This window comes from Pseudochrobactrum sp. sp1633 (assembly GCF_030376605.1).
In the GTDB taxonomy this organism is placed as follows: Bacteria; Pseudomonadota; Alphaproteobacteria; order Rhizobiales; family Rhizobiaceae; genus Pseudochrobactrum.
The window spans coordinates 85336-106594 of record NZ_JARRAE010000012.1; the positions used below are offsets into that span (position 1 = coordinate 85336).

28 protein-coding genes are annotated in these 21259 nt (G+C 48.4%); 21 read left to right on the top strand and 7 right to left on the bottom strand.

All coding sequences use genetic code 11. The annotated features are described in order from the left end of the window. Positions 1 to 42: 42 nt before the first annotated feature. A complete protein-coding gene (locus P8H26_RS18170; RefSeq protein WP_374708303.1) occupies positions 43 to 315 on the bottom strand; it encodes a hypothetical protein in 273 nt (90 codons plus the stop codon). Positions 316 to 609: 294 nt separating this feature from the next. Between P8H26_RS18170 and P8H26_RS13670 the strand changes: the two genes are divergently transcribed. Genes P8H26_RS13670 through P8H26_RS18095 form a run of 4 tightly spaced genes read left to right on the top strand, consistent with a single transcriptional unit; the run spans position 610 to position 3111 of the window. Then, positions 610 to 1248 (top strand): phage tail protein, encoded by a 639-nt coding sequence (locus tag P8H26_RS13670; RefSeq protein ID WP_289633668.1) that lies wholly within the window; start codon positions 610 to 612, stop codon positions 1246 to 1248. Positions 1249 to 1260: 12 nt separating this feature from the next. After that, positions 1261 to 1569, top strand: a complete 309-nt coding sequence (locus P8H26_RS13675) for a hypothetical protein (RefSeq protein ID WP_289633669.1) — start codon at positions 1261 to 1263, stop codon at positions 1567 to 1569. Then, complete coding sequence (locus P8H26_RS13680) at positions 1551 to 2882, top strand: hypothetical protein (RefSeq protein ID WP_289633670.1); 1332 nt, start codon at positions 1551 to 1553, stop codon at positions 2880 to 2882. The genes P8H26_RS13675 and P8H26_RS13680 overlap by 19 nt, the downstream gene beginning before the upstream one ends. Further along, positions 2818 to 3111, top strand: a complete 294-nt coding sequence (locus tag P8H26_RS18095) for a DnaT-like ssDNA-binding protein (RefSeq protein WP_308446676.1) — start codon at positions 2818 to 2820, stop codon at positions 3109 to 3111. Before P8H26_RS13680 ends, P8H26_RS18095 begins: the two co-directional genes overlap by 65 nt. Before the next feature lie 29 nt (positions 3112 to 3140). On the opposite strand, the gene P8H26_RS13685 is transcribed toward P8H26_RS18095, so the two are convergent. Beyond that, on the bottom strand, positions 3141 to 3608 hold the full coding sequence (locus tag P8H26_RS13685; RefSeq protein ID WP_289633671.1) for a hypothetical protein: 468 nt from the start codon (positions 3606 to 3608) through the stop codon (positions 3141 to 3143). Positions 3609 to 3729: 121 nt separating this feature from the next. Between P8H26_RS13685 and P8H26_RS13690 the strand changes: the two genes are divergently transcribed. From P8H26_RS13690 to P8H26_RS13730, 9 genes are all read left to right on the top strand, one after another. Beyond that, positions 3730 to 4155 carry a DnaT-like ssDNA-binding protein gene (locus tag P8H26_RS13690; RefSeq protein WP_289633673.1) on the top strand — a complete coding sequence of 142 codons (426 nt, stop codon included), beginning with the start codon at positions 3730 to 3732 and terminating at the stop codon, positions 4153 to 4155. A gap of 1 nt (position 4156) precedes the next feature. Continuing rightward, the gene (locus tag P8H26_RS13695; protein ID WP_289633674.1) at positions 4157 to 4564 is read left to right on the top strand and encodes a hypothetical protein; all 408 of its coding nucleotides are present in this window, start codon (positions 4157 to 4159) and stop codon (positions 4562 to 4564) included. Positions 4565 to 4567: 3 nt separating this feature from the next. Further along, positions 4568 to 5623: a phage minor head protein gene (locus tag P8H26_RS13700; protein ID WP_289633676.1), complete on the top strand. Its 1056-nt coding sequence runs from the start codon at positions 4568 to 4570 to the stop codon at positions 5621 to 5623. Continuing rightward, positions 5620 to 6030: a hypothetical protein gene (locus P8H26_RS13705; RefSeq protein ID WP_289633677.1), complete on the top strand. Its 411-nt coding sequence runs from the start codon at positions 5620 to 5622 to the stop codon at positions 6028 to 6030. Before P8H26_RS13700 ends, P8H26_RS13705 begins: the two co-directional genes overlap by 4 nt. Beyond that, a complete protein-coding gene (locus P8H26_RS13710) occupies positions 6030 to 6455 on the top strand; it encodes a phage tail terminator-like protein (RefSeq protein WP_289633678.1) in 426 nt (141 codons plus the stop codon). Before P8H26_RS13705 ends, P8H26_RS13710 begins: the two co-directional genes overlap by 1 nt. 45 nt (positions 6456 to 6500) lie before the next feature. Then, positions 6501 to 6977 carry a hypothetical protein gene (locus P8H26_RS13715; RefSeq protein WP_289633679.1) on the top strand — a complete coding sequence of 159 codons (477 nt, stop codon included), beginning with the start codon at positions 6501 to 6503 and terminating at the stop codon, positions 6975 to 6977. 50 nt (positions 6978 to 7027) lie between these two features. After that, complete coding sequence (locus P8H26_RS13720; RefSeq protein WP_289633681.1) at positions 7028 to 7414, top strand: hypothetical protein; 387 nt, start codon at positions 7028 to 7030, stop codon at positions 7412 to 7414. A 541-nt stretch (positions 7415 to 7955) separates the two neighbouring features. Next, positions 7956 to 8897 carry a hypothetical protein gene (locus tag P8H26_RS13725; RefSeq protein WP_289633683.1) on the top strand — a complete coding sequence of 314 codons (942 nt, stop codon included), beginning with the start codon at positions 7956 to 7958 and terminating at the stop codon, positions 8895 to 8897. Continuing rightward, a complete protein-coding gene (locus tag P8H26_RS13730) occupies positions 8894 to 9376 on the top strand; it encodes a hypothetical protein (RefSeq protein WP_289633684.1) in 483 nt (160 codons plus the stop codon). The genes P8H26_RS13725 and P8H26_RS13730 overlap by 4 nt, the downstream gene beginning before the upstream one ends. A 92-nt stretch (positions 9377 to 9468) precedes the next feature. Here P8H26_RS13730 and P8H26_RS13735 read toward each other — a convergent pair whose 3' ends face one another. Beyond that, on the bottom strand, positions 9469 to 9852 hold the full coding sequence (locus tag P8H26_RS13735) for an Arc family DNA-binding protein (protein ID WP_289633686.1): 384 nt from the start codon (positions 9850 to 9852) through the stop codon (positions 9469 to 9471). Between the two features lie 91 nt (positions 9853 to 9943). On the opposite strand from P8H26_RS13735, the gene P8H26_RS13740 reads away from it, so the two are divergent. From P8H26_RS13740 to P8H26_RS13750, 3 genes are read left to right on the top strand one after another with little or no spacing between them, the layout of a single operon-like run. Continuing rightward, positions 9944 to 10111 carry an Arc family DNA-binding protein gene (locus P8H26_RS13740; RefSeq protein ID WP_289633688.1) on the top strand — a complete coding sequence of 56 codons (168 nt, stop codon included), beginning with the start codon at positions 9944 to 9946 and terminating at the stop codon, positions 10109 to 10111. Positions 10112 to 10150: 39 nt separating this feature from the next. Continuing rightward, positions 10151 to 10888 carry an antA/AntB antirepressor family protein gene (locus P8H26_RS13745; protein ID WP_289633689.1) on the top strand — a complete coding sequence of 246 codons (738 nt, stop codon included), beginning with the start codon at positions 10151 to 10153 and terminating at the stop codon, positions 10886 to 10888. After that, positions 10885 to 11121, top strand: coding sequence for a hypothetical protein (locus tag P8H26_RS13750; RefSeq protein WP_289633691.1), 237 nt, complete (start codon positions 10885 to 10887; stop codon positions 11119 to 11121). Before P8H26_RS13745 ends, P8H26_RS13750 begins: the two co-directional genes overlap by 4 nt. 29 nt (positions 11122 to 11150) lie before the next feature. Here P8H26_RS13750 and P8H26_RS13755 read toward each other — a convergent pair whose 3' ends face one another. Next, complete coding sequence (locus tag P8H26_RS13755; protein WP_289633692.1) at positions 11151 to 11405, bottom strand: hypothetical protein; 255 nt, start codon at positions 11403 to 11405, stop codon at positions 11151 to 11153. Positions 11406 to 11529: 124 nt separating this feature from the next. Here P8H26_RS13755 and P8H26_RS13760 point away from each other — a divergent pair, with 124 nt between their 5' ends. After that, positions 11530 to 13617 carry a tape measure protein gene (locus tag P8H26_RS13760; RefSeq protein ID WP_289633693.1) on the top strand — a complete coding sequence of 696 codons (2088 nt, stop codon included), beginning with the start codon at positions 11530 to 11532 and terminating at the stop codon, positions 13615 to 13617. Between the two features lie 55 nt (positions 13618 to 13672). Here P8H26_RS13760 and P8H26_RS13765 read toward each other — a convergent pair whose 3' ends face one another. Both P8H26_RS13765 and P8H26_RS13770 read right to left on the bottom strand, forming a co-directional pair. Further along, positions 13673 to 14044, bottom strand: a complete 372-nt coding sequence (locus P8H26_RS13765) for a hypothetical protein (RefSeq protein ID WP_289633695.1) — start codon at positions 14042 to 14044, stop codon at positions 13673 to 13675. A gap of 48 nt (positions 14045 to 14092) precedes the next feature. Next, on the bottom strand, positions 14093 to 14413 hold the full coding sequence (locus P8H26_RS13770; RefSeq protein ID WP_289633696.1) for a ribonuclease E inhibitor RraB: 321 nt from the start codon (positions 14411 to 14413) through the stop codon (positions 14093 to 14095). Between the two features lie 303 nt (positions 14414 to 14716). Between P8H26_RS13770 and P8H26_RS13775 the strand changes: the two genes are divergently transcribed. Genes P8H26_RS13775 through P8H26_RS13790 form a run of 4 tightly spaced genes read left to right on the top strand, consistent with a single transcriptional unit; the run spans position 14717 to position 20084 of the window. Further along, entirely contained in the window at positions 14717 to 15541 is an 825-nt protein-coding gene (locus tag P8H26_RS13775; protein WP_289633698.1) for a hypothetical protein, read from the top strand. Between the two features lie 8 nt (positions 15542 to 15549). Beyond that, complete coding sequence (locus tag P8H26_RS13780; RefSeq protein WP_289633699.1) at positions 15550 to 17781, top strand: hypothetical protein; 2232 nt, start codon at positions 15550 to 15552, stop codon at positions 17779 to 17781. 9 nt (positions 17782 to 17790) lie between these two features. Then, a complete protein-coding gene (locus P8H26_RS13785; RefSeq protein ID WP_289633701.1) occupies positions 17791 to 19617 on the top strand; it encodes a carboxypeptidase-like regulatory domain-containing protein in 1827 nt (608 codons plus the stop codon). Continuing rightward, on the top strand, positions 19617 to 20084 hold the full coding sequence (locus tag P8H26_RS13790; RefSeq protein ID WP_289633702.1) for a hypothetical protein: 468 nt from the start codon (positions 19617 to 19619) through the stop codon (positions 20082 to 20084). Before P8H26_RS13785 ends, P8H26_RS13790 begins: the two co-directional genes overlap by 1 nt. A gap of 3 nt (positions 20085 to 20087) precedes the next feature. On the opposite strand, the gene P8H26_RS13795 is transcribed toward P8H26_RS13790, so the two are convergent. Beyond that, complete coding sequence (locus P8H26_RS13795) at positions 20088 to 20675, bottom strand: CatB-related O-acetyltransferase (RefSeq protein ID WP_289633703.1); 588 nt, start codon at positions 20673 to 20675, stop codon at positions 20088 to 20090. Positions 20676 to 21259 lie beyond the last annotated feature (584 nt).

Sequence of the window (21259 nt, forward strand, 5' to 3'; positions counted from 1 at the left end):
TGGGCATCCTCATTCATATAGATGGGATGCCCTATGGATCAATCAGAAACGGCCATTTCGGTCCTTGAGCCAGTTAGTACAGGCCATGTGTCTATTAGCGCCCCATTCACCTGTGAGGCGCGTAACATACAGAGAGTCGTTTCCATCAATATATCTCATTAAATGGTCAAGAACTTCGCTAGCTGACTTTGTTGTCTCAATAAAAAACAATGATTTTAGCGCATGACAGTGCGTGTAACTTCTTATCTGTCTGAGCAATTCGGTATAATCCTTGCCCGGTGAGTTTAAGTCATAAGAGACGATGTAAACGGCCATTTTGATTCCCTCGCTTGTTAACGCTCCGATATTTAAATCTTAATGTAACCTCTCAAATAATACTTTGGGATTATATCTACATACACACAGCCTCGCTTTTGCGGGGCTTTTTTTATGGAGTAACCTATGCCCTACAGTTCAAACGGTAACTATGCTCTCCCTCCGGGCTACAAAGCTGAAACAGGGCAAAAAGTGCTGCCTACGCAACACAACCCTCCACTTGAAGACATAGCAAGTGCTCTAAGCTCCGTTCTCTTGCGGGACGGGCGGTCGCCTATGACTGGCAATCTTCCAATGGGTGGGAATAAGGTTACAGATATGGCTGTCGGCAAGGCATCAACAGATGCAGCGACGGTAGGGCAGCTTTCAGCCTCAGCGCCAATCGGCATTATCGTTGATTTTGCAGGAACAGCTGCGCCATCAGGCTGGCTATTATGTCATGGGCAGGAAATCTCGCGGGCTGAATTTGCTGCTTTATTCGCTGTCATTGGTACGGCTTATGGCGCAGGCAATGGCAGCACTACCTTTAACTTGCCTGACACACGCGGACGAGTAATTGCTGGCCTTGATAATATGGGTGGGACTGCATCTGGCAGGCTTACCAGTTTTTCTACCACCACTGTTGGCGGTAGTGGCGGCGCACAGACCCATGTTCTGACTATCGCGCAGATGCCTTCTCATGATCATGGCGGGTCAACTGGATGGGCTGGAGAGCACTCCCACCCTTTCACTATCTTTGGGCAGCGGTATTCCGATCAAGGTGGCTCAATACCGACGTTGGGTGGTGCTAATACCAGTCAAAGTTGGGCTGGAAACACGGCTGCGGCCGGAAATCACCCCCATACGATTAGCGGCCAAGGCGGTGGCGAGGCACACAACATTGTGCAGCCGACGATAGTTATGAACAAAATTATCCGCGCTCTTGCGGCTTAAGTAGGAGGTGTCATGGATAATTCTTGCATCAATTCAACTCTGGGCAGCTGCATCGATTTTGATATCACCTATGCAGACGAGAGCGGGACACCTGAAAACATTACTGACAGTACATTCGACGTTTATAAAGCGTCGAAGCCAGCTTTTTATGACGCCGTTATCTCGATTTCTGACCCGCTCACCGGTGCTGTCCATTTCCACTTATCGCCGGATAATTCAGCAAAGCTTTCATCTGGGAACATAAACTGGTTTCGGATACGGCGAACTATGCCTGATGGCTGTGCTCAAGTGTCTGAGCAAATATGGGTGAACATGGTATGAGCATCAACGTGCAGAACTCAACCAATCGCGTCATTATCACGCCACCAAAAGCCCCATACAGAATAATTATTTCAAGCAAAGGCACGCAGGGCGCGACAGGCGCCTTTTTTCGGGTCGTGGATACTGAAGCGGATCTAATTCCTTCGTTCGGGAATGACCGCGATACCGCCATTACCATTCTTGACGGGCACGAATATTTTAAGGCGAATGGAACTTGGTCTGCAACTGGCCGGACATTCTGGGGTACATTGCTACAGGATACATCAGCATATGCGATTGCAGCGGCTGCGAGTGCAGCATCTGCCGCAGCAAGTTCAGATGCAACCTCTGCCGATAGGCTCGCGACAGGTCAGGATAGAGTTGCTACAGCAGCATCGGCGGCCGCTTCGGAAGTATCTAACCAAGCCAGTGGGATTAGCGCTTTTAATGCCGCTTTATCTGAAAGTAACGCTGCCGGTTCGGCGGCATATGCCAACTCTTCGGCACTTCAGACCGCATCCGATCTCGCGGGTACAGGAGCAAATCTTACTGCTGCACTTATAGCAAAAGCTGCAGCAGAAGCGGCTGCGGTTCAGACTGGTCAGGATAAGGCCGCAACAGCGGCTGATCGTACTGCGGTTGCAGATGATAAAATTGCTACCGGTATCGACCGGACAGCAACCGCTGCTGATCGGGTTCAGACTGGACTTGATAAGAGCGCGGCGGCTGGCAGTGCATTGACTGCAAGTACAAAGGCCGGTGAGGCTGCTGCTGATCGCGTACAAACGGGATTGGACAGACTTGCGGCAGGCGCAAGCGCTACAGCAGCAGGCACTAAAGCTGGGGAAGCTGCGGCATCTGCGGTGCTTACTGCAGCAGATCGTGCTGCCACAGCCTCAGACAGGAATGCAGCGCAAGCTGCTATGGCCGGCTCAGAAGCCGCACGCGATGTTGCGTTGAGCACTTATGCAAATCTGGCTGGAGGTGCACCGGGGCAAATTCCCGTTAAGGCTAGCGGAGCCGATTTTGACTTTTCTTGGGGCAATCCCGCCGTTGGTGATATGCTGTCGTCCACATGGGCAGCTATAATTAATGCCAACACTGCAGCACGTCATGCGCATGGCAATAAAACGGTTCTCGATGCGACGACGGCCAGCTATTTGACGGCTGAAAAGACAAAGCTGGCCGGAATTGCTGCTGGCGCGACTGCCAATACAGGAACAGTGACAAGTGTCGGGGTTGCTGTGCCGACTGGCTTGTCTGCAACTGGTGCGATTACCACAAGCGGCACAATCACTATCTCATACGCTGCCGGTTATCTATGCTTCATTTGAAGCCGCATATCAGGAGGCGCGTAATCAGGGCAGTTTGAATGCAACTGGCTCTGCATCTGGTGCGGTCACTCGTAAGAAGGTCGGTGAACTTGAGGTTCAATACGCAGGCGCTCAAAGTGATGGAACGGCATCATTTCTGACACCGCTCATATCGACAGTCGACGGAATGCTCGCCCCATATCTTCGCGATAAACAAGCATCGAGAGTTTGGATCGGAGCAGTTGGGTGATTTATGACCGAGCAGGCAGATGGTTTGCCTCACCAGCCCCGCCAAGTTGAATCTGCTTTTGGCATAGCTGCGCAGTGATAATCATCGACAAATCTACCTGTAGCTTTATCACGGCAGCGCCATATCAGCTGGTTATACTGGTTGTAGAACTGATCCCAAGCTACACCGTAGGACGAAGTTTGCGGGTAATAGCCTCCAGCATAACCGCCGTTGTTGGCGACAACTGCACCTGCTGCGACTGCGCCAGCAGAAATGGCAATTCCAGTAGCTAGGTTATTGTCGGATTGAATAAGGCGCACACACTTTTCAGGGTTTGCACCCCGCTTAATAAGCAGGATAACTGCTTTATTTTTAGTTACTACGTCTTTGCTTTCGTAGACTATACGACAAAGACCTAGCGTGCCCTCTGCGCTTAAATCTTTATTCGCAGGAGATGTGCTCGTTGTGCATCCCGAAGCTAATACCGCTAAGCTCGACAATAATAATAATGATTTCATGATGCCCCCCTAGTAGTGAGTGCTTCTGCATTATCTTTGCGCGAAGTGTCCAGAGTTTAATTGATGAAAATATAAATAAATCAGGGGAAATTACTTAAATTCGCATGGGAGATATCGATTAATGGCAGTTCATTTCGTAGCGACCAGCCAAATCGCAAATAACTATACCGATTTAGATAAGTTCAAAGGCCACTGCGATGCTGCTGGGCATGATCTGACCGAACATAGCGACAGCGACATTGAATACGCCCTCCGCAGTGCTTCGAAATATTTAGACACAACATATGGCTCTCGCTTCATCGGTGAGGCTGCAACATTCGAACAACCCCTTGCATGGCCTCGCAAACGGGCAAAGTTTCAGGGGCGATTTTTCCCTAATAACGAAATCCCTGGCCAAGTTATCGTTGCGGCTTGTGAGGTTGCTTTCATGTCCCTTGCAGGCGTGAGCAACGATCAAGAACCATCAGTTATTGAAAACATCTTGTCCGGACTGATCCAGCCTGAGCAATTGGGGGCGGCAGTCTTTGGCTCTGTAGCACGGGTGTAGCATGACAGCCTTTGATTATGGGATGATGCGCGATACTGCGCTCGAGCTTCTTACGGAATTCGGATCAAAGGTAACGCTCACAAGAGTTGATGCAGGCGACCCGAACGACTGGCAATCATCGGGTGGCACTCAATCTGTTTACGAGGTCACGGTTGCCATACTGCCGGTCAGTGCAGGCAAGGCTGATAACTTCGACCTCAAGTTCGATACCAATTTTGTTATCCAGCAAGCGCGTTTTGGCTACATGGCCGTGCAGATGAAGAGAATCAGCGGCACCGGAGCAGATCGCATTCAGCCGCAGCCAACCGACATCATCAATGTGAATGGCGAAGAGCTTGTTGTGATCGGTTCGCGTGATCTCAATCCAGCCGGAACGCCGGTCTATTACTCATTCGCTGCTAAGGCATAATTTATGACATATCGGTTAACCGCAAAACAGCGCCGACAGCTTGAGGCGTTAACTGCGCGGTTTGAGCCGGTGGTGCGTGATGCCTTTCTCGCTGTGGCTGATCAGATCATTCGTGATGCTGACTTTACTAGACTTGTGCAGGCGATTGAGACAGGGAATGTCCGTGATGTTCTCCGGTCTATCGGTATTCAGCCCGGTTCGTTCAATGCGATAGGCGAGGCGATGGGCGAGGCTTACGCTGCATCCGGTGCTGCAGCAATGACAATGCTGCCGCTTGTTCGTGATGCGCGCGGCTTCAAAGTGAACTTCCAGTTCAATGCGCGCAATCTTCGTGCAGAACGCCGCCTGAGCAGCTACTTGAGCGGATTGATACAGGATTTCACCAAAGAAGCCGAGGCCGCTACACGGGCAACCTTGGCGGCAGGATTGAAGGCAGGACGTAACCCGCGACAGGTCGCGCAAGAATTGATCGGCGTTTATGATCCGGCACAGCGCAAGCGTATCGGTGGGGCGTTGGCACTCAATCGCAATCAGGCTGAATATGTCCAGCGGGCAAAAGCTGAACTTTCATCAGGCAACCCACAATCATTGGCGAATTACCTGACCAGAACGCGCCGCGATAAACGCTTTGACGGAACGGTCAGGAAGGCCATGAGTGGCGAGATTGAACTATCACAAGCCCAGATCAACAGACTGGCAACGCGATACTCTGAGCGGCTTCTGATCACGCGCGCAAATACCATAGGACAGACCGAAGTCATGGAGGCTTTGAACTCTGCCCGTATGGAAGCTGGTTATCAGGCGGCAGAACAAGCCGGAGTTGATCCTGATAAAGCGGAAAAAGTCTGGATTGCCACAACTGACAACCGAGTTCGCGAACAGCACCTGCACATGAATAACGCGTCAGTGTTGGGCATGGATACGCCTTTCACGCTGCCAGACGGTACGCAGATGCAATACCCGATGGATAGCAGCTTAGGGGCTGGCGCCAGTCAAACGATCAACTGCCGCTGTACATATTTTGTCAGGTTGAACTTCTTCGCAAGGAAAGATCGATGAGCTTTGCAGATCAGGTCGGCGGCTTCCACAAGGACGTGATGAAACTCATTCTCGCAGTGTTTCAGACCAGTGTGCAGTTTATGGCCGAGGACATTGTGAAGACTTCGCCGGTTGATACGGGTTTTCTCCGCAACAGCTTCAATATCACACTGAACAGCTTGCCGAACCTTGGCGATAACGGGGTTGGTATTGCTGGAATATCCGGCGCGGTTGCTGGCATCAAAATATCCGACACCGTTTATCTGAGTTTCACAGCCTCTTACGCCATGCGCCTTGAATATGGGTTTGAAGGCAAGGACAGCAAAGGCAGGCTTTACAATCAGTCTGGCCGGTTCTGGGTGCGTGGTGCCGCTCAAAACTGGAATAGCTATGTCGAGCAAGCCTTTAGAAAGGCCGGTGCCGTCTAATGATTTACAAAGACATTATGTCCGCACTCTACACGCGGCTGTCACTTCTCAACGCTGAAATTCCTATTGTCTACCAGCTTAAACGTTATTCGCCTTTAAACGGCGGCAGGGAGCCATTCATTCGGGTCAACCTGTATCGCAACAGGCCAGAACGCTTAACTATGGGTGAGGGCAATGTCAGCCTGTTTAAGGGCATTCTGCAATGCACAATCACTCACATTCCCACAAAAGACGAATGGATTAAGCCGGAGGGTGATTATCTCGCCCTTGGTGAAAAGCTGGTTGAGCATTTTCCTGCTGATCTCACGCTTTGGCATGGCGCGGCACAAGTCCGCATCAGCCAGATACCAGAATTAGGCACGATCTTTTCCGAGCCTTCACAAGTCACGCTGCCGGTTTCAATCTACTGGCAGGCTGGCGGATAATCAGTTTTCAATAATCACATCCATTCCAACTTATGAGGTCATGCAATGTCTCTTGCTCTAACGAATATGGGGCGTAAAACCTATGTCAGCGCCACCGCACACCCAGCCGAAATGGACTTGGACGCATTTGAAGCGGTAACAGACTGGACGGAAGTTCGATTTGTAACTGAAATCGGTGAGTCCGGCGTCAATACAAACATCGTGTCGCTTCCAGTGATGGACACTAAATTCACTGAAAAGGGCAAAGGTATTTCCGATGCCGGTGACGTGGCGATTACTGTACGCTTCGATCAGGCCGATCCGGGGCAGGCACTGCTACGTCAATTTGGCGCAACCAATATGACTTATGCCTTTAAGTTCGAGCTGGACAATAAAGCCACCCCCACAGGCAAAGGTAGCACTGAATATAATCGTGGGATTGTAACGGGGCCACTACGCTCAAACGGTGGAGTTGAGGATTTCGTGACCGAAACTTTCACGGGCGGCTTTACGCAGCAACCGTTCTGGGTTCCAGCAACTTAATATAGCGCCCTTCGGGGCGTTTTTTGTAACTAAATTCAGAAGGTAATTGCATGTCAATTTTTAATATTGTGAAGTATGATGAGGCCATTAAATATGAACTCGTTCACCCAGCATCTGGCGATGGTCTGGGTATAACATTTTCACTTGTTTCAAGCGCATCTGATCAAGCCAAGGCCATCTATCGCAAACAGATCAAACTCAATTACGCACTGCAGCGTAAGGGTAAGACAATTGATATTGATGAGGGCGAAGCACAGATCATTGAACGCTTATCAGCAAGCATTGTCGGTTGGGATTGGGCGGATCAGGAATTCCGTGAAGGCGAAGGCGCGCCGGAGTTCAACAAAAGCAATATTTCTGACGTTTTGACTGTTGATTGGATTTTTGACCAAATCAGCAAGCAGGTCAACGATATCCAAAATTTTACCAATCCCTAAAGGCTGATATTTGCGGCGCTGTTTTTCATCATGTCAAATATGATACCCCAGATCACAAAGGGGCAACACGGCGGGAACGCAACCAGCTGGCAGGGTGGGAAGATAATACACCAGAGATTAAGTGCCCACTTGAGGCGCTATATCTCTGGGAGTGGTTTTTTGAAATATCGAACACACGCCACGACTGCGAAAAGCGTCTGCATTTCTCCGAAATTGACGCTTGGTCACGCTTGTCTGGCAACAATCTAACGCCTTACGAGTTTGAGCTTATCACTGCGATGGATGCAAGGTTTGTCGAAGCGTTTCGGTCTGAAATGGCAGACAACCGCACAAGGCATGATGAACAGCAAAAGGCTATTGCCGATAGTCGGGGCAGGCGTTGAAGTTCCAGCGACTTAATGAAACCAGCCCCTGCTAAGTGCGGGGCTGCTTCCTTCGCTGCTAAGGCGATAGGGACCGGACGGGGAGGAGGCGAGGGGCAATTTTTATATTTGGTAAAAAATAATATTAATGACTCGCCTTTTGTACGAATCCTGCTTTGATGGCCAATATCGAGGTGGGGCAATTAATGAGAAAAGTATCACATTACCGTCGTGCAGTATGGTTGGTTGATAATGGGCCAACATTGGAAGCATTAATAAGAACTTATCTTAATCAAAGTCCTGATGTAGTATCGACGAAATTTGTATATGGAACGGATATTGATGTTCAGATCGCCGAACGCTCAATAAATGGTCGCGGTATTGGTATCTATTTTACACTTTATACAGAAGGACGACGAACTGCGACTGTTGAAAATGGCGGCTCTAGCGTTAATAGGCGGAATGCTCCTCGTGGGGAAGAGTTTCTTAAAACCGGTATTGTCATTATGATTGAGGGCAACAATGTAGCTTATATCGCGGATGGCCATACTAATGATGCTCAAATAACTAACTTATTCCATTGCGCTTTTAAGGCTCAGAATTTCCCTGATGAAACAACTCAGTTTGGGCTAATGCCCAAAATGAATGAAGATCAACTGCAGCGATTGATCCAACGCGGGGTGAAGTCTATAGATCTTGGCATTACCTCCTTCAATGCAACTATTGATCAAATTAATAATGCAGGTGGAAATAGCGATTGGCTTGAGCCATTTGCGGCGATGGGGGAGGCTTTAATAAATGCATTTGGTCGAGATCGTACCCCATTGGAAGCAGAAGCAGCATCTCACATTGAAGCGACTATTCATCTAGGTTATGATGGAAGAAGCAGGAATACATTGATACCTCAAGTGTTGGCTAATCTGGCACATGGCGTTGAAGAGCTAGGAAGCCAATTCAAGATCGTTACAACTGATGATGTTGTAATAACGCATGAAAAGCTTGTCATCCGCGCAGAGATAGATGTCGATGGAGATGAAGTTGCAATTGATGCACAAAGTGCCTTCACTCCTCTTCGAATGATAATGAGTACATGGAGACGGTCCGGGATTTTTGAGCAATGATGAATAGGCGAGGGATATACATAATACTGAGTGCGATCGCTGCTACTGCAGGTGTATATTATGCCCCGGACGTTCTTCAAAAATCTCCTGCTGCTCTAGAAGGGATTATTAGTGTTTTTTCAATCTTAGCGGGTGTTTTGGTTGCCGTTATGTCGATTATTGGCGATCCATCAATGCTTTTGACTGGAAATTGGCGCCTTGGTCATGAGCATGCAAAAGATATACAGAAAAGAATATCTAATTACTCAAATCTAATAGCGCTTTACATCATTATATTAATTGGTGTGCTTTTGCTGATGGTATTTAAAGACGCTAAGATTGTAGGAGTTATATGGGCATCGTATGCTGTACAATGGCTATCTACGTTTGGTTTGCTTCTATCAATTCCATTGCCATACAGTCTGATGAAGATTCAAAAAGATCGTATGGATGAAGAAATTAAACGGAGAAAACGATCTCCTAGTGATAATGATTGTTAGTTTTAATAATAACTTAGCCGTTATTTTTTAGTTATTAAAGGCGCCTCGGCGCCTTTTTCTTTGTCCCTCTTGCTGTCGGTGGGGTCTGTTATTTAATCAAGATTTACTTGGGTGGCTTCTTTGATGAGTAATATTGCTTTATCCAAATCAAATTCGCCGGCTGCTCCTGAGGTAGTAGAGGATATTATTCTAATAATATTGAGTAAATCTAAATCTAAATTACCGTCGCTGGCGGCTACTTGATCAAGTAGGTAGCGCATTAGTTTCATCTGAGAAAACGCGTATTCTGAGAATGCGAGGTGTTTTTTGGAATCTTCTAATGACTGCCCAAGCTCCGATTGAATATTAAAGCTAGTTTCTAATCGGTTCACAATCTCAGCAGTCATCGAGCGCCGGTTTGCAGACGCAGCTTCTTCGATCTTATTTTTCAGGTCTTCAGGTATCCGCAAGCGGAAATGTAAATCTTCTCTAGCCATGCCTCACATATGACACACATCGCACTTGACTTCTATGCCACACATATGACACACATATAGTGACGCACGGTGTGTCAAATAGGGAGATTAAATGTCAGAAGTTAGAATGACCGTAAGGCTGCCCAAAGAAGTGGCAGATTTTTTAGGAATGGAAGCGAAGGATAATTATACTTCACGCAATGCGGAAATAGTTCGATCCGTTAAGCAGCGGATGAGGGCCATAGAAAACGAAAAAGCCGGATCGCCTCTCACAGCATAATCCAGCTTTTTCTTGAAACCATCATACAAGGATTTCGGAATGAACAATATCAAATTCCCTGTCGTAATGGAAGGGGCTATCGGCTCCGAAACAATTCAGACCGTTAACGGACGTGATTTACACCGCTTCCTTGAAGTAGGCAAAGACTTCTCAACATGGATTAAAGACCGTGTGGCTCAATATGGTTTTTCGGAAAACACCGATTATGTAGTTTTCCCCGAAATTGGGGAGAACTCAAAAGGTGGCAGACCATCAAAGGAATACGCAGTTTCAATAGACATGGCGAAAGAGCTTGCCATGGTAGAGCGGAACGAAAAGGGCAAACAGGCTCGTCAGTATTTCATAGAATGTGAACGTCGAGCCAAAAATGCAGTTGATCCGGTTGCAGTTCTTAATAATCCGGCTGCTATGCGGGGTCTACTTCTTACGTACAGCGAGAAGGTTATCGAACTTGAAGGCCGCATTGAAGCGGATAAGCCGAAAACATCCTTCTTCGATGCCTACATTAATGCAGAAGGTCTTTATAATCTGCAAAATGCTGGCAGGGCGTTGAATGCTCGCCCTAATCTGTTCATTCGCTACCTGAAAGAAAAGTACATGTTTTATCAGGGTACAGCGTTGGTTCCTCGTGTGCAGTATATCCAAATGGGATTGTTCGAAGTCAAAAGCGAAATCGTAGAGGATAAGGTTCGTCCGCGTTCTTATATGACAGCGAAGGGGCTGGAATATTTCTCAAAGCGCCTTCCTGACCATATTCGAGTGGGGAAAGCAGCATGAACCGACGCGCTTTCCTCTCTGCTGTGCCTGCTGTGGCTCTGGCTACATCACCGGCGGCGTCTTTGCCAGCACCAATACCACCGAAAGAGCGCCTCAAACTCGCGATTGCTGAAATAGAAAGCGTATTTCGTGAGTTATATCCTGATCTTAAAGTTAGAAAACATCTGAGTGAAATCAGAGATATAGATCAGTATGATCCGAGCACCGTTCAGCTCGTTATTCGTGCAGCATAAAAGAAGGCGGCTCAGGCCGCCTTTTCTATTTAGAAACGAGGTTCGTTTCTTTTAATTTCAGTATTAGGTGAGGTGAGTTTAGCTAGATGGCCCTCAATTAGAACAAGCAAGGAAACAATCCCGCAGGTCACAGCTGCAATGATCACGCCTACAACTGTACCAATGATGATGCTTGTGGTTCCCCCAAAAGGCGATTTGTAGCCAAAGTATGCCCCAGTGGCGATTATCAAAAAGCCAATTGTGGCATTTAGTACTGATAAAGTTTCAGAAAAAATACGATTCAATTCATGCCCCCTGCAAAAGTTTCCGCGGTGACAATAGTCTTTGCTCATCAGTCAGGCAACAAGATAAGCCCAGCTTAGTTTGTAGAGTGCTGCCGGAGCTTGAAATATAAAAGAGAGCTACTTTATGGCTGAGGCAATTTTAAATATCCGAGTTAGCACTAATGGCGTGAGCGCAGCTAATTCTGAGTTGGAAAAACTCAATAGCAACGCAAGTAGCGCTGAAAGAAGCGTAAAATCGCTTTCTGGCGCGGCAACTCTGCTTACCGGTGCTCTTGGTGGAGTGCTTGCTGCTTTCTCTATTGGCGCTATTGGACGAATGGCGGACGAATGGTCTGACCTTAATTCCCGTGTAAACCTTGCGACAGGTAGCGTTGAAAAAGGTACGGCTGTAATGTCTCGCCTTCACCAAATGGCGAATGCTACCTATTCCAGCCTCAGAACTACGACCGAAGCATTTATTGCAAACTCTACGACGCTAAAGGCGCTTGGTAAATCGACCCAACAGCAGATTGATTACACTGAGGCGCTGAATAATGCGCTTGTTGTGTCCGGAGCGAAGGGGCAGGTAGCCGCCAGTGTGCAAGACGCTCTTGCGAAGGCTATGGCGCTTGGTGCGCTGAAAGGGGATCAACTTAATACGGTTATTGCCAGCGGTGGGCGAGTTGTGGAGTTGCTTGCTGAAAAGCTTGGAGTATCAACGCTTGAAGTGCGAAAGCTCGGCTCGGAAGGTAAAATCACAGGGGAAATAATTTATTCTGCACTCGTAGGGAATATGCAAAAGCTTCGAGAAGAAGCTGACAGTATGTCAGCTACTCTTGGCGATGCTTGGCAGCGGATGAGTAATAACGCTCTAGCCTTTGTTGGGACGCTCGATCAAATGTCGGGGTCATCTGGGTCGCTTGCACAAGTCCTTCTGACGCTGGCAGACAATATTGATAGGCTGATTGTCTACGGCGGGACTGCAGCATTTACATTTGGCACAGTATATGTTGGTGCAATGACGGCCTCTGCCATTGCCACAGGGGGATTGTCTGGAGCTTTATTAACTCTTCAAAGGGCTCTCTTGGCGACAGGTATTGGTGCGCTTGTCGTCATTCTTGGCGAATTAGTTTATCAACTTCTGCAAGCACGAAAAGCCTCAAACGATTGGGGAGAGGCATTTTCAAGGCTTGCCGGACGCCTGCTTGAGATTTGGGAGGGTCTTAAAACTGGATGGTCTGCTCTTGTTCAATATATGCAGAGCCTTTGGTATAAGCTAATGGCGAATGTCTACCAGTCTACTGATAAAATGATGACCGGATTAATGCGGTTGTTTGGCATCTCTGCGGCTGATGCTGAGGCCTTTGGTGCTCAATATGAACTTATGGGTGAAACGGCGGGTAAATATGCCCTGGATGGCTTTCAGAAGTCAGCAGAACAAATAAAAAATGCTCTTAGAGAATTTAAAAGCGAGATTGAGGAAGTCCCGCTTGGCGGTGACGGCGGCAAAGGTTTTGGCGGGTCTCTTGGGGCTGCTGGCGGCAAAGGTAAAGGCAGCGGCAAAGACGAAAAATCCCGCGCTGCCGAGAAAATTGGCCGTGAAATGGAACACCGGCTTGAGGCTTTAAAGCAAGCCTTTATGACCGAGGAAGAAACGGTTCTAGCTCAATACCAGAAAGACCTTGAAACCCTCGACTGGCACTTAGCCAACAAGAAGATCAGCGAACAAGAATATCTAGAATGGAAAGCCCGTGTCACTCGTGAGCATGAGCAAGAAATGCAGGCTATTCGCTATCAATCCTATGCGGACGCGCTGAGCGCTACAGGCGATCTCATGGGCGCTATGGCTCAGGTCGTCGGTGGCAATAACGAGAAAATGCTGAAAGCGCAGCGCATATTTGGCGCCGCATCTGCTTTGGTCAGTACCTATATCGGCGCGGCTAAGGCGCTGGAGCTTCCTTTCCCTGCAAACTTAGCGGCTATGGCATCCGTTCTCGCTAAGGGCATGGCGCTTGTTGGCGCAATCAAATCCGGCTCGAAGTCGTCAGCATCAGGCGGCGGAGGTGGTGGCACAACTCAAGCCGCTGCACCTCAGGAAAAGGCACCAATCCGGCAGATGGCGCGTATCGATGTTCATGGCGAGGTCTTCAACCGAGAACAGGTGATCGGGCTGATTGAAAAGATCAATGACGTTCAAAAAGACGGCCATGTCATTAGCTGGCAGGGCGCGTGAGGTGATTGATGTACAGGGCGACTGTGTAAGGGAGCGTTACACAAATATATGTGCGTCAGCTGGCGACATATTCGCCAGCAATCGGGCTGCTAGTCCTAGGTCCGTTATCAAGGCCGGTATTGATGATATCTAGCTGTATTTGAACTACTTCCTCCAATCCTATTTGAAGGGACTGATAATGATCGATAGTACCAAAACTAGACCAAGATGAGCGGTTGAAACCATATTCTAAGTGATTGTAATAAATCACTGTCTCACCGATGATTGCTATAACCCAGAAAGCGCTAGAGTCATTTATTGTCCACACCTCAGGCGCCCGCTTGATAACTTCCCAGAGATTGCGTTGTCTGAAGGACATACGGCTCCAGCCGTCATTAATCTCGTCCCAAAGCTTTTCTTCTGGAAATGAAATGATATCGCGGGTCATATTTCGGTCTCCAATATTCACATTTCTAGCAACTGAATCAAAGCATCATCAGGGGGTGAAGAAGCCCCAACCATCTGCTTGACCATTGTGTGATCGCGCTAAATTATCCAAGCTTTCTTCTATTTCTGTTATGGCTTCGCAAGTAGGTATTATCTCTTTCGAAGCTTTTACGTCCCACGTGTATATTTCAATGTCAATTTCATACATAGCAATGGCAAACCCCTGGGCATCAGCCGCTTGAGCGAAGTTTTCAGCGGATATTTTGTCTGGGAAAATATGGCAGAAATCGATAGCTCGTGGTGAAATAAGGTCTTTCCCCTCGGATGCGAACCTTTGCAGAACTGCTGCATTATCTTCAAATAATGACATTTACATCACCATGATTGCTTTGATTTTATGTGTATCAGGATTCCTAGGCATCTGTCAGCGGGCTTTAAACTGAGAATAAGTAGATGTACACGGCTGCTATTAAATGACGGCTAACTTAACGGCTCTCAATAAACAAAACCCATGCCGTTAGCTGCACGATAAGTGTGAGCCTACTACAAAGTACTGAAGTCGATTTCGTAATCATACGATGGCAAAGATTGCTTGCTTGAGGCTGATCTTGGGTAATCACATACCCAATATTTAATTATACTACTAGTCATGCGCTAGATGGAGAACTGCATAATGACCATCATTATTACGCAAAACATGGTTGTCACTTCGGCGCAGTCCGGCACAAGTGGCAAGCCGTGGTTTGCATGGCGTAACTATGTGACGCGTGGGAATGTGACTGCTCAGTTTGAGGATGCACTGCATCCGGCGAGCAATCTGGGCAATACCAACACAGCCTTGTCATGGCGCTCAACTTCTGCCGCTGAACAGACGGTTGACGTTGGGTTGGGTGGTAGCGCTCCGATTGATTACATCGCCATAGCTCGGCACAACCTAGGCAGTACCTTTTGTGAGATCAGCGTTGAGGCTCTTATCTCAGGGGATGAAAGCGACGGCTATATTGAGCTTATCGCAGGGCAGTTTCTTGGCACCGATGAGCCGGTGATTATCCGGTTTGGTGAGATATACCCGACACGGATCAGGGTTCATCTAAAGCCACAGAATGCCCCGCCACAGGTCGCAATTCTCTATGTCGGCAAACTGACTGTTATGCAGCGCGGGATGGCTCAAGAGGTTGTTCCTCTCCATTTCGCCTATGAAACGGAAGTTGCTACGGGTCGTGCAGAGAGCGGCGACTTCCTTGGCCGCATCATCACAGATCAATCGAAGAACGTGTCCTACACCTTTGAAATGGTTGATTACAGCTGGTTCAAGCGTGAATTTGGTGAGTTTGCAAAAACATCACTAACTCAGCCGTTTTTCTTCTCATGGCTTCCGAAACTTTACCCTGATGAGGTCGGCTTTGGCTGGCTCAATACGGACATTAACCCGAACGCTTCCCATTTTACGGGCGGTATTCAGGTCAGTTTCACACTGGATATTTCTACAATCGCGTAAGGTTCAACATGCAGCGGCTAGAATTCATTGAGATTGATATTGAATATTGCAGTCTCAATTATGGAGTGCTGCCTTGTGGTGCGAAAGGCTCCAGCCCATGCTTCAACACCAAATCAACCTGTCAGGCACGGACAAGCTTTAAGGCGCAGTCTGTCACGTTGCGGTTTGCTGTTGGGGCTTCATATCTTCACGCGGCCGGCGTTGAGATAACCGCACCATGCGTTGAGGATATCTCATATTCTGCCGGTGAGGTGTCGATTGGTGAAAACCTTGGCCGCAGAGCAAGCCTGTCAGTCACAATGTCGGATTTCCTGTGGTCTGATACAGGGCTTGGTTTTGATAAATATCACGCGCAACGCGAATACGACCCGTATAGCCAAGGCACTTTCTGGGGCAAGTTCTCAGCTCGGCAGCGATATTTGCGCGGGCGGCCTATGCGCTGGATACAAGGGCAGGTCGGGCAGCCATTTGACGCGATGGAAGTCCGGCACTTCATCGTCGATAACTTCAATGGTCCGACACTGGACGGGCGTTTCAGTATTACAGGCAAAGACATTCTAAAGCTCGCGGATGATGATCGGGTGAAGGTGCCGATTGCATCGCGTGGTTATCTGCTGTCCGATATTAATGCGACGCAGACAACATTCACCATCGGGCCATCTGGCGCAGGCAATCTGGAATATCCTGCAAGTGGGCATATCAATATTGGCGGGAAGGAGATTTGCACTTTCACCCGATCCGGTGATGTATTCACGGTGGAGCGCGGCGTTGAGGGTTCTGTAAACGTCACCCATAAGTCACAAGACAGAGTGCAGACCTGTCAGGTTTATGACGGCATCGATCCTGCCGACATCATTCAGGACTTGCTCGTTTCATTCGCCAAGATACCAACTGAATATATTCCGATTGCGGATTGGCGCGCAGAAACAGCAACCTTCTTGCGCAGGCGGTATTTCCGCATTCTGGCCGAGCCTATGGGCGTTTCTAAGGCTATTTCTGAGCTTATCCAGCAGGCCGGTCTTATGGTGTGGTGGGATGAGAATACCAAGCTGATCCGTTTAAAGGTTATCCGGGCGATTGATACGGATGCCCGTGTCTACGATGATATGAGCACGCTGAAAGGCAGTTTTAAACAGACAGAAAAGCCGGATAGCCGACTATCGCAGGTCATGACCTATTACGGCAAGCGTAGTCCGTTAGAGCGCGATACGGAGCCAACCAGCTACCATTCATTGCAGATGGACGTAAATCTTGAGGAAGAATCCAACTATGGCGGCGATATTATCAGGACGCTTCATGCCTCTTGGATACCTGCCTTTGGCCGTCCGGTAGCCCAACGCATCAATGAAATTTTGCTTGGCCGGTTCGTTAATCCGCCACGTGAGTTCCAGTTCAGCACGTTCAGAGGTGTTAACACTATCCCGCCTATGTCTGGTGATGGCTATCTGATCTCATCACGGGCTTTGCAATCCGCATCTGGCGCATCAGAGCTAGTGCCTGTGCAGGTAACAAAGGTCACGCCAAAGGCAGAGGGCTTTGATGTGAGCGCTCTTGAAATGCGCTTTATTGATTTCTCAGAAGAAGACCTGAATGACCGCACCATTACGATTGATGGTGATGTTTATAACTTCAACTGGCGGCAGGCATATAACCGGCTTTACCCGCCTCCCAAGGCCACAGACGATATAGTTTGCATCGTAAATGAAGGTGCCAATGTAGGCAGTCAGATTTTTGGTCGGGCTGCCTTTATTGTTGGTGACTGGCCGTCTGACATTAAGCTGAGGCTTTATATCCGAGGCCGCATCCAAGGACGAGGCGGTAACGGTGGCGATGGTGCCGGTAATGACGGCCATGCAACCCACGGGCAAGACGGTGGAGCGGCTTTCTACACCCGCAGGCCAGTTATCATTGAGAAGTCAAATCAGGTCTGGGGCGGCGGCGGTGGCGGTGGTTCTGGCACGTGGAAATATGGCGGCGGTGGTGGCGGCGGACAAGGCTTCACGGCTGGCTTAGGGGGCAGCGGTGCCGGTGATTCATTCTCCGCAACAAGAGAGCAGTACGGACAAGCACAGTACGGTGGTCACGATGGCAACCGTGGTGGCGGGGCTGGTGAGGCTGGCTGGAACGGCAAGGGCGATAGCTGGTCAAAGGGCGGTGCGGCAGGTGCTGCAATCGATGGCGTTTCATTCTTAACATTTACGAGCGGGCAAGGCGATTTGCGCGGCCCACGCATAAACTGAGGTATAAACATGGAATACTCAGCTTGGCACAGCGTTATTCAGGACGGTAACGGCGCTGTTGTCCCTATGGCAAAAATTACTGTTCGCAGTACATCAACGGGCGCACTTGCAAAACTGTATAGCGCTCGTGATGGCTCGGCACCGAAAGCAAACCCATTTAATGCCGATGAAAACGGTCAGGTGTTCTTCTTTGTCGCTGGCGGGGCATATACGATCAAGGCCGAATTCGGTTCGCAGGAACGCACATGGCCGTTTGTGCCGGTCGGAACAGCGGCAGAGTATGACATCGACAGTCTGGCGCTATATCTCAATTCCGGTGTTGTTTACTTTCAGAAGTATGCTGATCTTGGCACCTATGTGCCGCTGTCATATCCTGCTGCTGCGGTTGTGCTGGCTGACCCTGACGCGCTAAAAAACGGTTATTACACCAATAGTGGCGCGGGTTGGGTGTTTGGCCGTGCATTGCAGGATACAATCTCACGGCTGTTTATCACCAGTGGTGCAGTCAACGCGCCAACCGCAAATGTCGGGCAGGGCATCAATCCATCAGCGCCATTGGTGTTTTACGTCGACGTGACCGCACCAAACACGGCAAGCGTAACGCTTAATGTTGTTGGCCTTGGTCAGGGCGTTGTTCTCAATGCGGCTGGCAATCCACTTGCTGCTGGTGAATGGCTTGGGCGTGTCATGCTTACCCGCGAAACAGATGGGCGTTATAGGATCATGAATGATCCGGCCTCTGCTTTGTCAGCAGCACAGTCGGCGACGGCGTCAGATACTGCAAGAGCGGCATCTGTTGCAGCTAAAAACCAGTCCGAAAGTGCAAAAGACCAGTCAGTTACTGCGAAGGACGGGTCTGTTGCGGCGAAAGATACATCTGAAACTGCGCGTGACCAGTCTGTGACTGCAAAGAACCAGTCAGAAACTGCGCGTGATCAATCGGTAACGGCAAAGAGCCAAGCCGTTGCAGCAAGCGATAGCTCTGGCAGGAGTGCAGTTGCTGCTGCAATTAGTGAAAATAACGCAGCCGGTTCTGCCTCTGCGGCTTCTGGCAGCGCATCATCAGCCAGCACAAGCAAAAACCAAGCGGCATCGAGCGCGACAACCTCCACCAATGAAGCCGATCGTTCAAAGCGTGAAGCTGACAGAGCGGAAGCTGCTGCAGGCGGTTTGATTAATGCGGTGCAGTTCGTACCGCAAACTCTTACTGCACCACAGCAGGAGCAAGCCAGAGCGAATATTGGAGTGCAACCCGTTAATGTGTCCACCGTAGGGGCCGCGCTTGCTACGCCGACGCCAAGTGAAACGATTGGTGATGGCGACAGGTTATCTGGCCTCGACCCATCAGGCACTGGGTTAAAGCTGTTCCGATTCAGCGCAGTCAAAGCATGGATACAAGGCTGGCTTACAAAGGCAATGGTTGGCCTCGGCAATGCCGATAATACCAGTGACGCGAATAAGCCGGTATCAACACAGCAGCAAACGGCTCTCAACCTCAAACTCGACAAGAACGCACAGGCTGCGGATAGCGCGTTGTTAAATGGAAAGACCGAAGCGGGTCTTGTTATAAGTGGGTCGATTGCTAATGCGCTGGCAGGCAAGGCTAGTATTTATAAAGGTGATTGGCAGGATGAAACCAACTATCCAATCGGGACTTTACTTTTAGTACGTGACCAAACGCCAGCCCGAAATATCGCTATGACTGTTCGCATTTCGAATGGGGGGACGGGTTTCTCTACAGGTGGCTCTACTGCCCTTCTAAGTGGCGTTTGGCGGAACCGGGGTGTCTACGGATACAGTGGTGCAATTGTTAGTTTGGTTCAGAGGACAGAATAATGCCAGAAATTCATGAAGTGTTTACAGTCACTAAAACTGCGGACGATGCTCTTATCGTAGACGTTGACTTCACAGGTGTCTCTGGCGATAGGATGAGAACAGATTATATTCTGCGCCACGGAGATGAACACGGGGCGGCCCCTATGATCCGTCAGTGGCTTGAGGATAACGTCCCAGAAGAATTGCCGTATATTCCGCTGTCACCACTCTCAGAGGAGGAATTGCGAGAACAGATGCCGGATAAAACACCTCGTGAATTTCGAGATATTTTAACCGACATGGGAATTTTCCCATATATGGTAACCGCTAAAATCACTGAAATACCATTTGATATTGAGAGGCAAAAAGCGCTTAACGCTTGGGAGGTGCCAACATCTATCCGACGCGTTGACCCTTACGTTGATATGATTGGAGCATTCTTTAATAAATCTCCCAATGAGATTGATGCGGCATGGGAAGCTCCATGATCACTATTGATGCAGATCGATGAATTGATCAATTGGAATAAAGAAGCTCGGTTGCTCATCGATTATCTTCTGATCACTCCAATTCCACCACTGAATATTTAATAATTTTTCGATTTGTGGTTTAGTAAATCGAAACTTTAGTATTTTGGCAGGAACACCAACAACGATGGCATATGGTGGTATGTCTTTATTAACTAGAGCATTTGTTCCAATAACTGCCCCGTGCCCAATGGTTACATTTGGCATAATAGTAACACCTCGACCGATCCAAACATCATTACCGATCGTTATTGATCCGTTATCAATTAAATCACTACCGTTAGGTTCGACTCTAGTCATTTCGGTTTTGAATGGAAATGTAGAGGCAAAGTGCGTAGGGTGATTTGCTTTACAAAGAAACGAGACGTTCTGAGCGATTGAGCAAAATTTGCCTATTTGGAGAGGAGTGGAGAGGTCACATCCAAATAACCCTTTTTCCTCTATCCCATAGGTCCATTCACCCACATGTACGCCATTCGGCAGTTTAAACCCAAAACGGTAAGTTTCTTTGCGAAATCCAAGCCGAGTACGCAACTTTCTGAAAAGAGCCATTTTAGATTTCCATATTTTCTCAAAAATCAACCATGAAAGCAGGAAGTCTGCGCAGAGTTTTAATACTATTTATTGGATTTTTGGAGTTATGTGCTTCAACTGAATGAGAATTCCCTAAGGCATTCATTTCAAATATCAATCAGTTATGCAAGCGTCATAATGAAATGATTAGTTGACAGATGAGTACTAAGCCAAAACCGCCCTTGAGGTGGTTTTTTATTGTCAATTTGGAACCTGTATCAGCCCTGTCTGTTATCTAACAGGAGGCGCTAATGAATACGCATGAATTTTTCTCGGTCTACAGCATGGTTGTAACTTTTATCGCTCTAGGAGTGATCATGCTCGTATTTTCAATGTGGCAGTTACGCAAAAGGCGGAAGCGCCCGAAATAATTAATCCTAAACTGAAAAGCCTCGCTCACGCGGGGCTTTTCTCTATCGATAGGAACACCCATGAAAAACAGTTATGCATGATGCAAGTATAATGAGAGCAGTAAGACTGCTTGCTCTTTCATCTCTCATTGTATCCCGCATAAAAAGAATTATTGATATTGTGTAGTGTTAAAATGGTTTGAATAGTGCGTA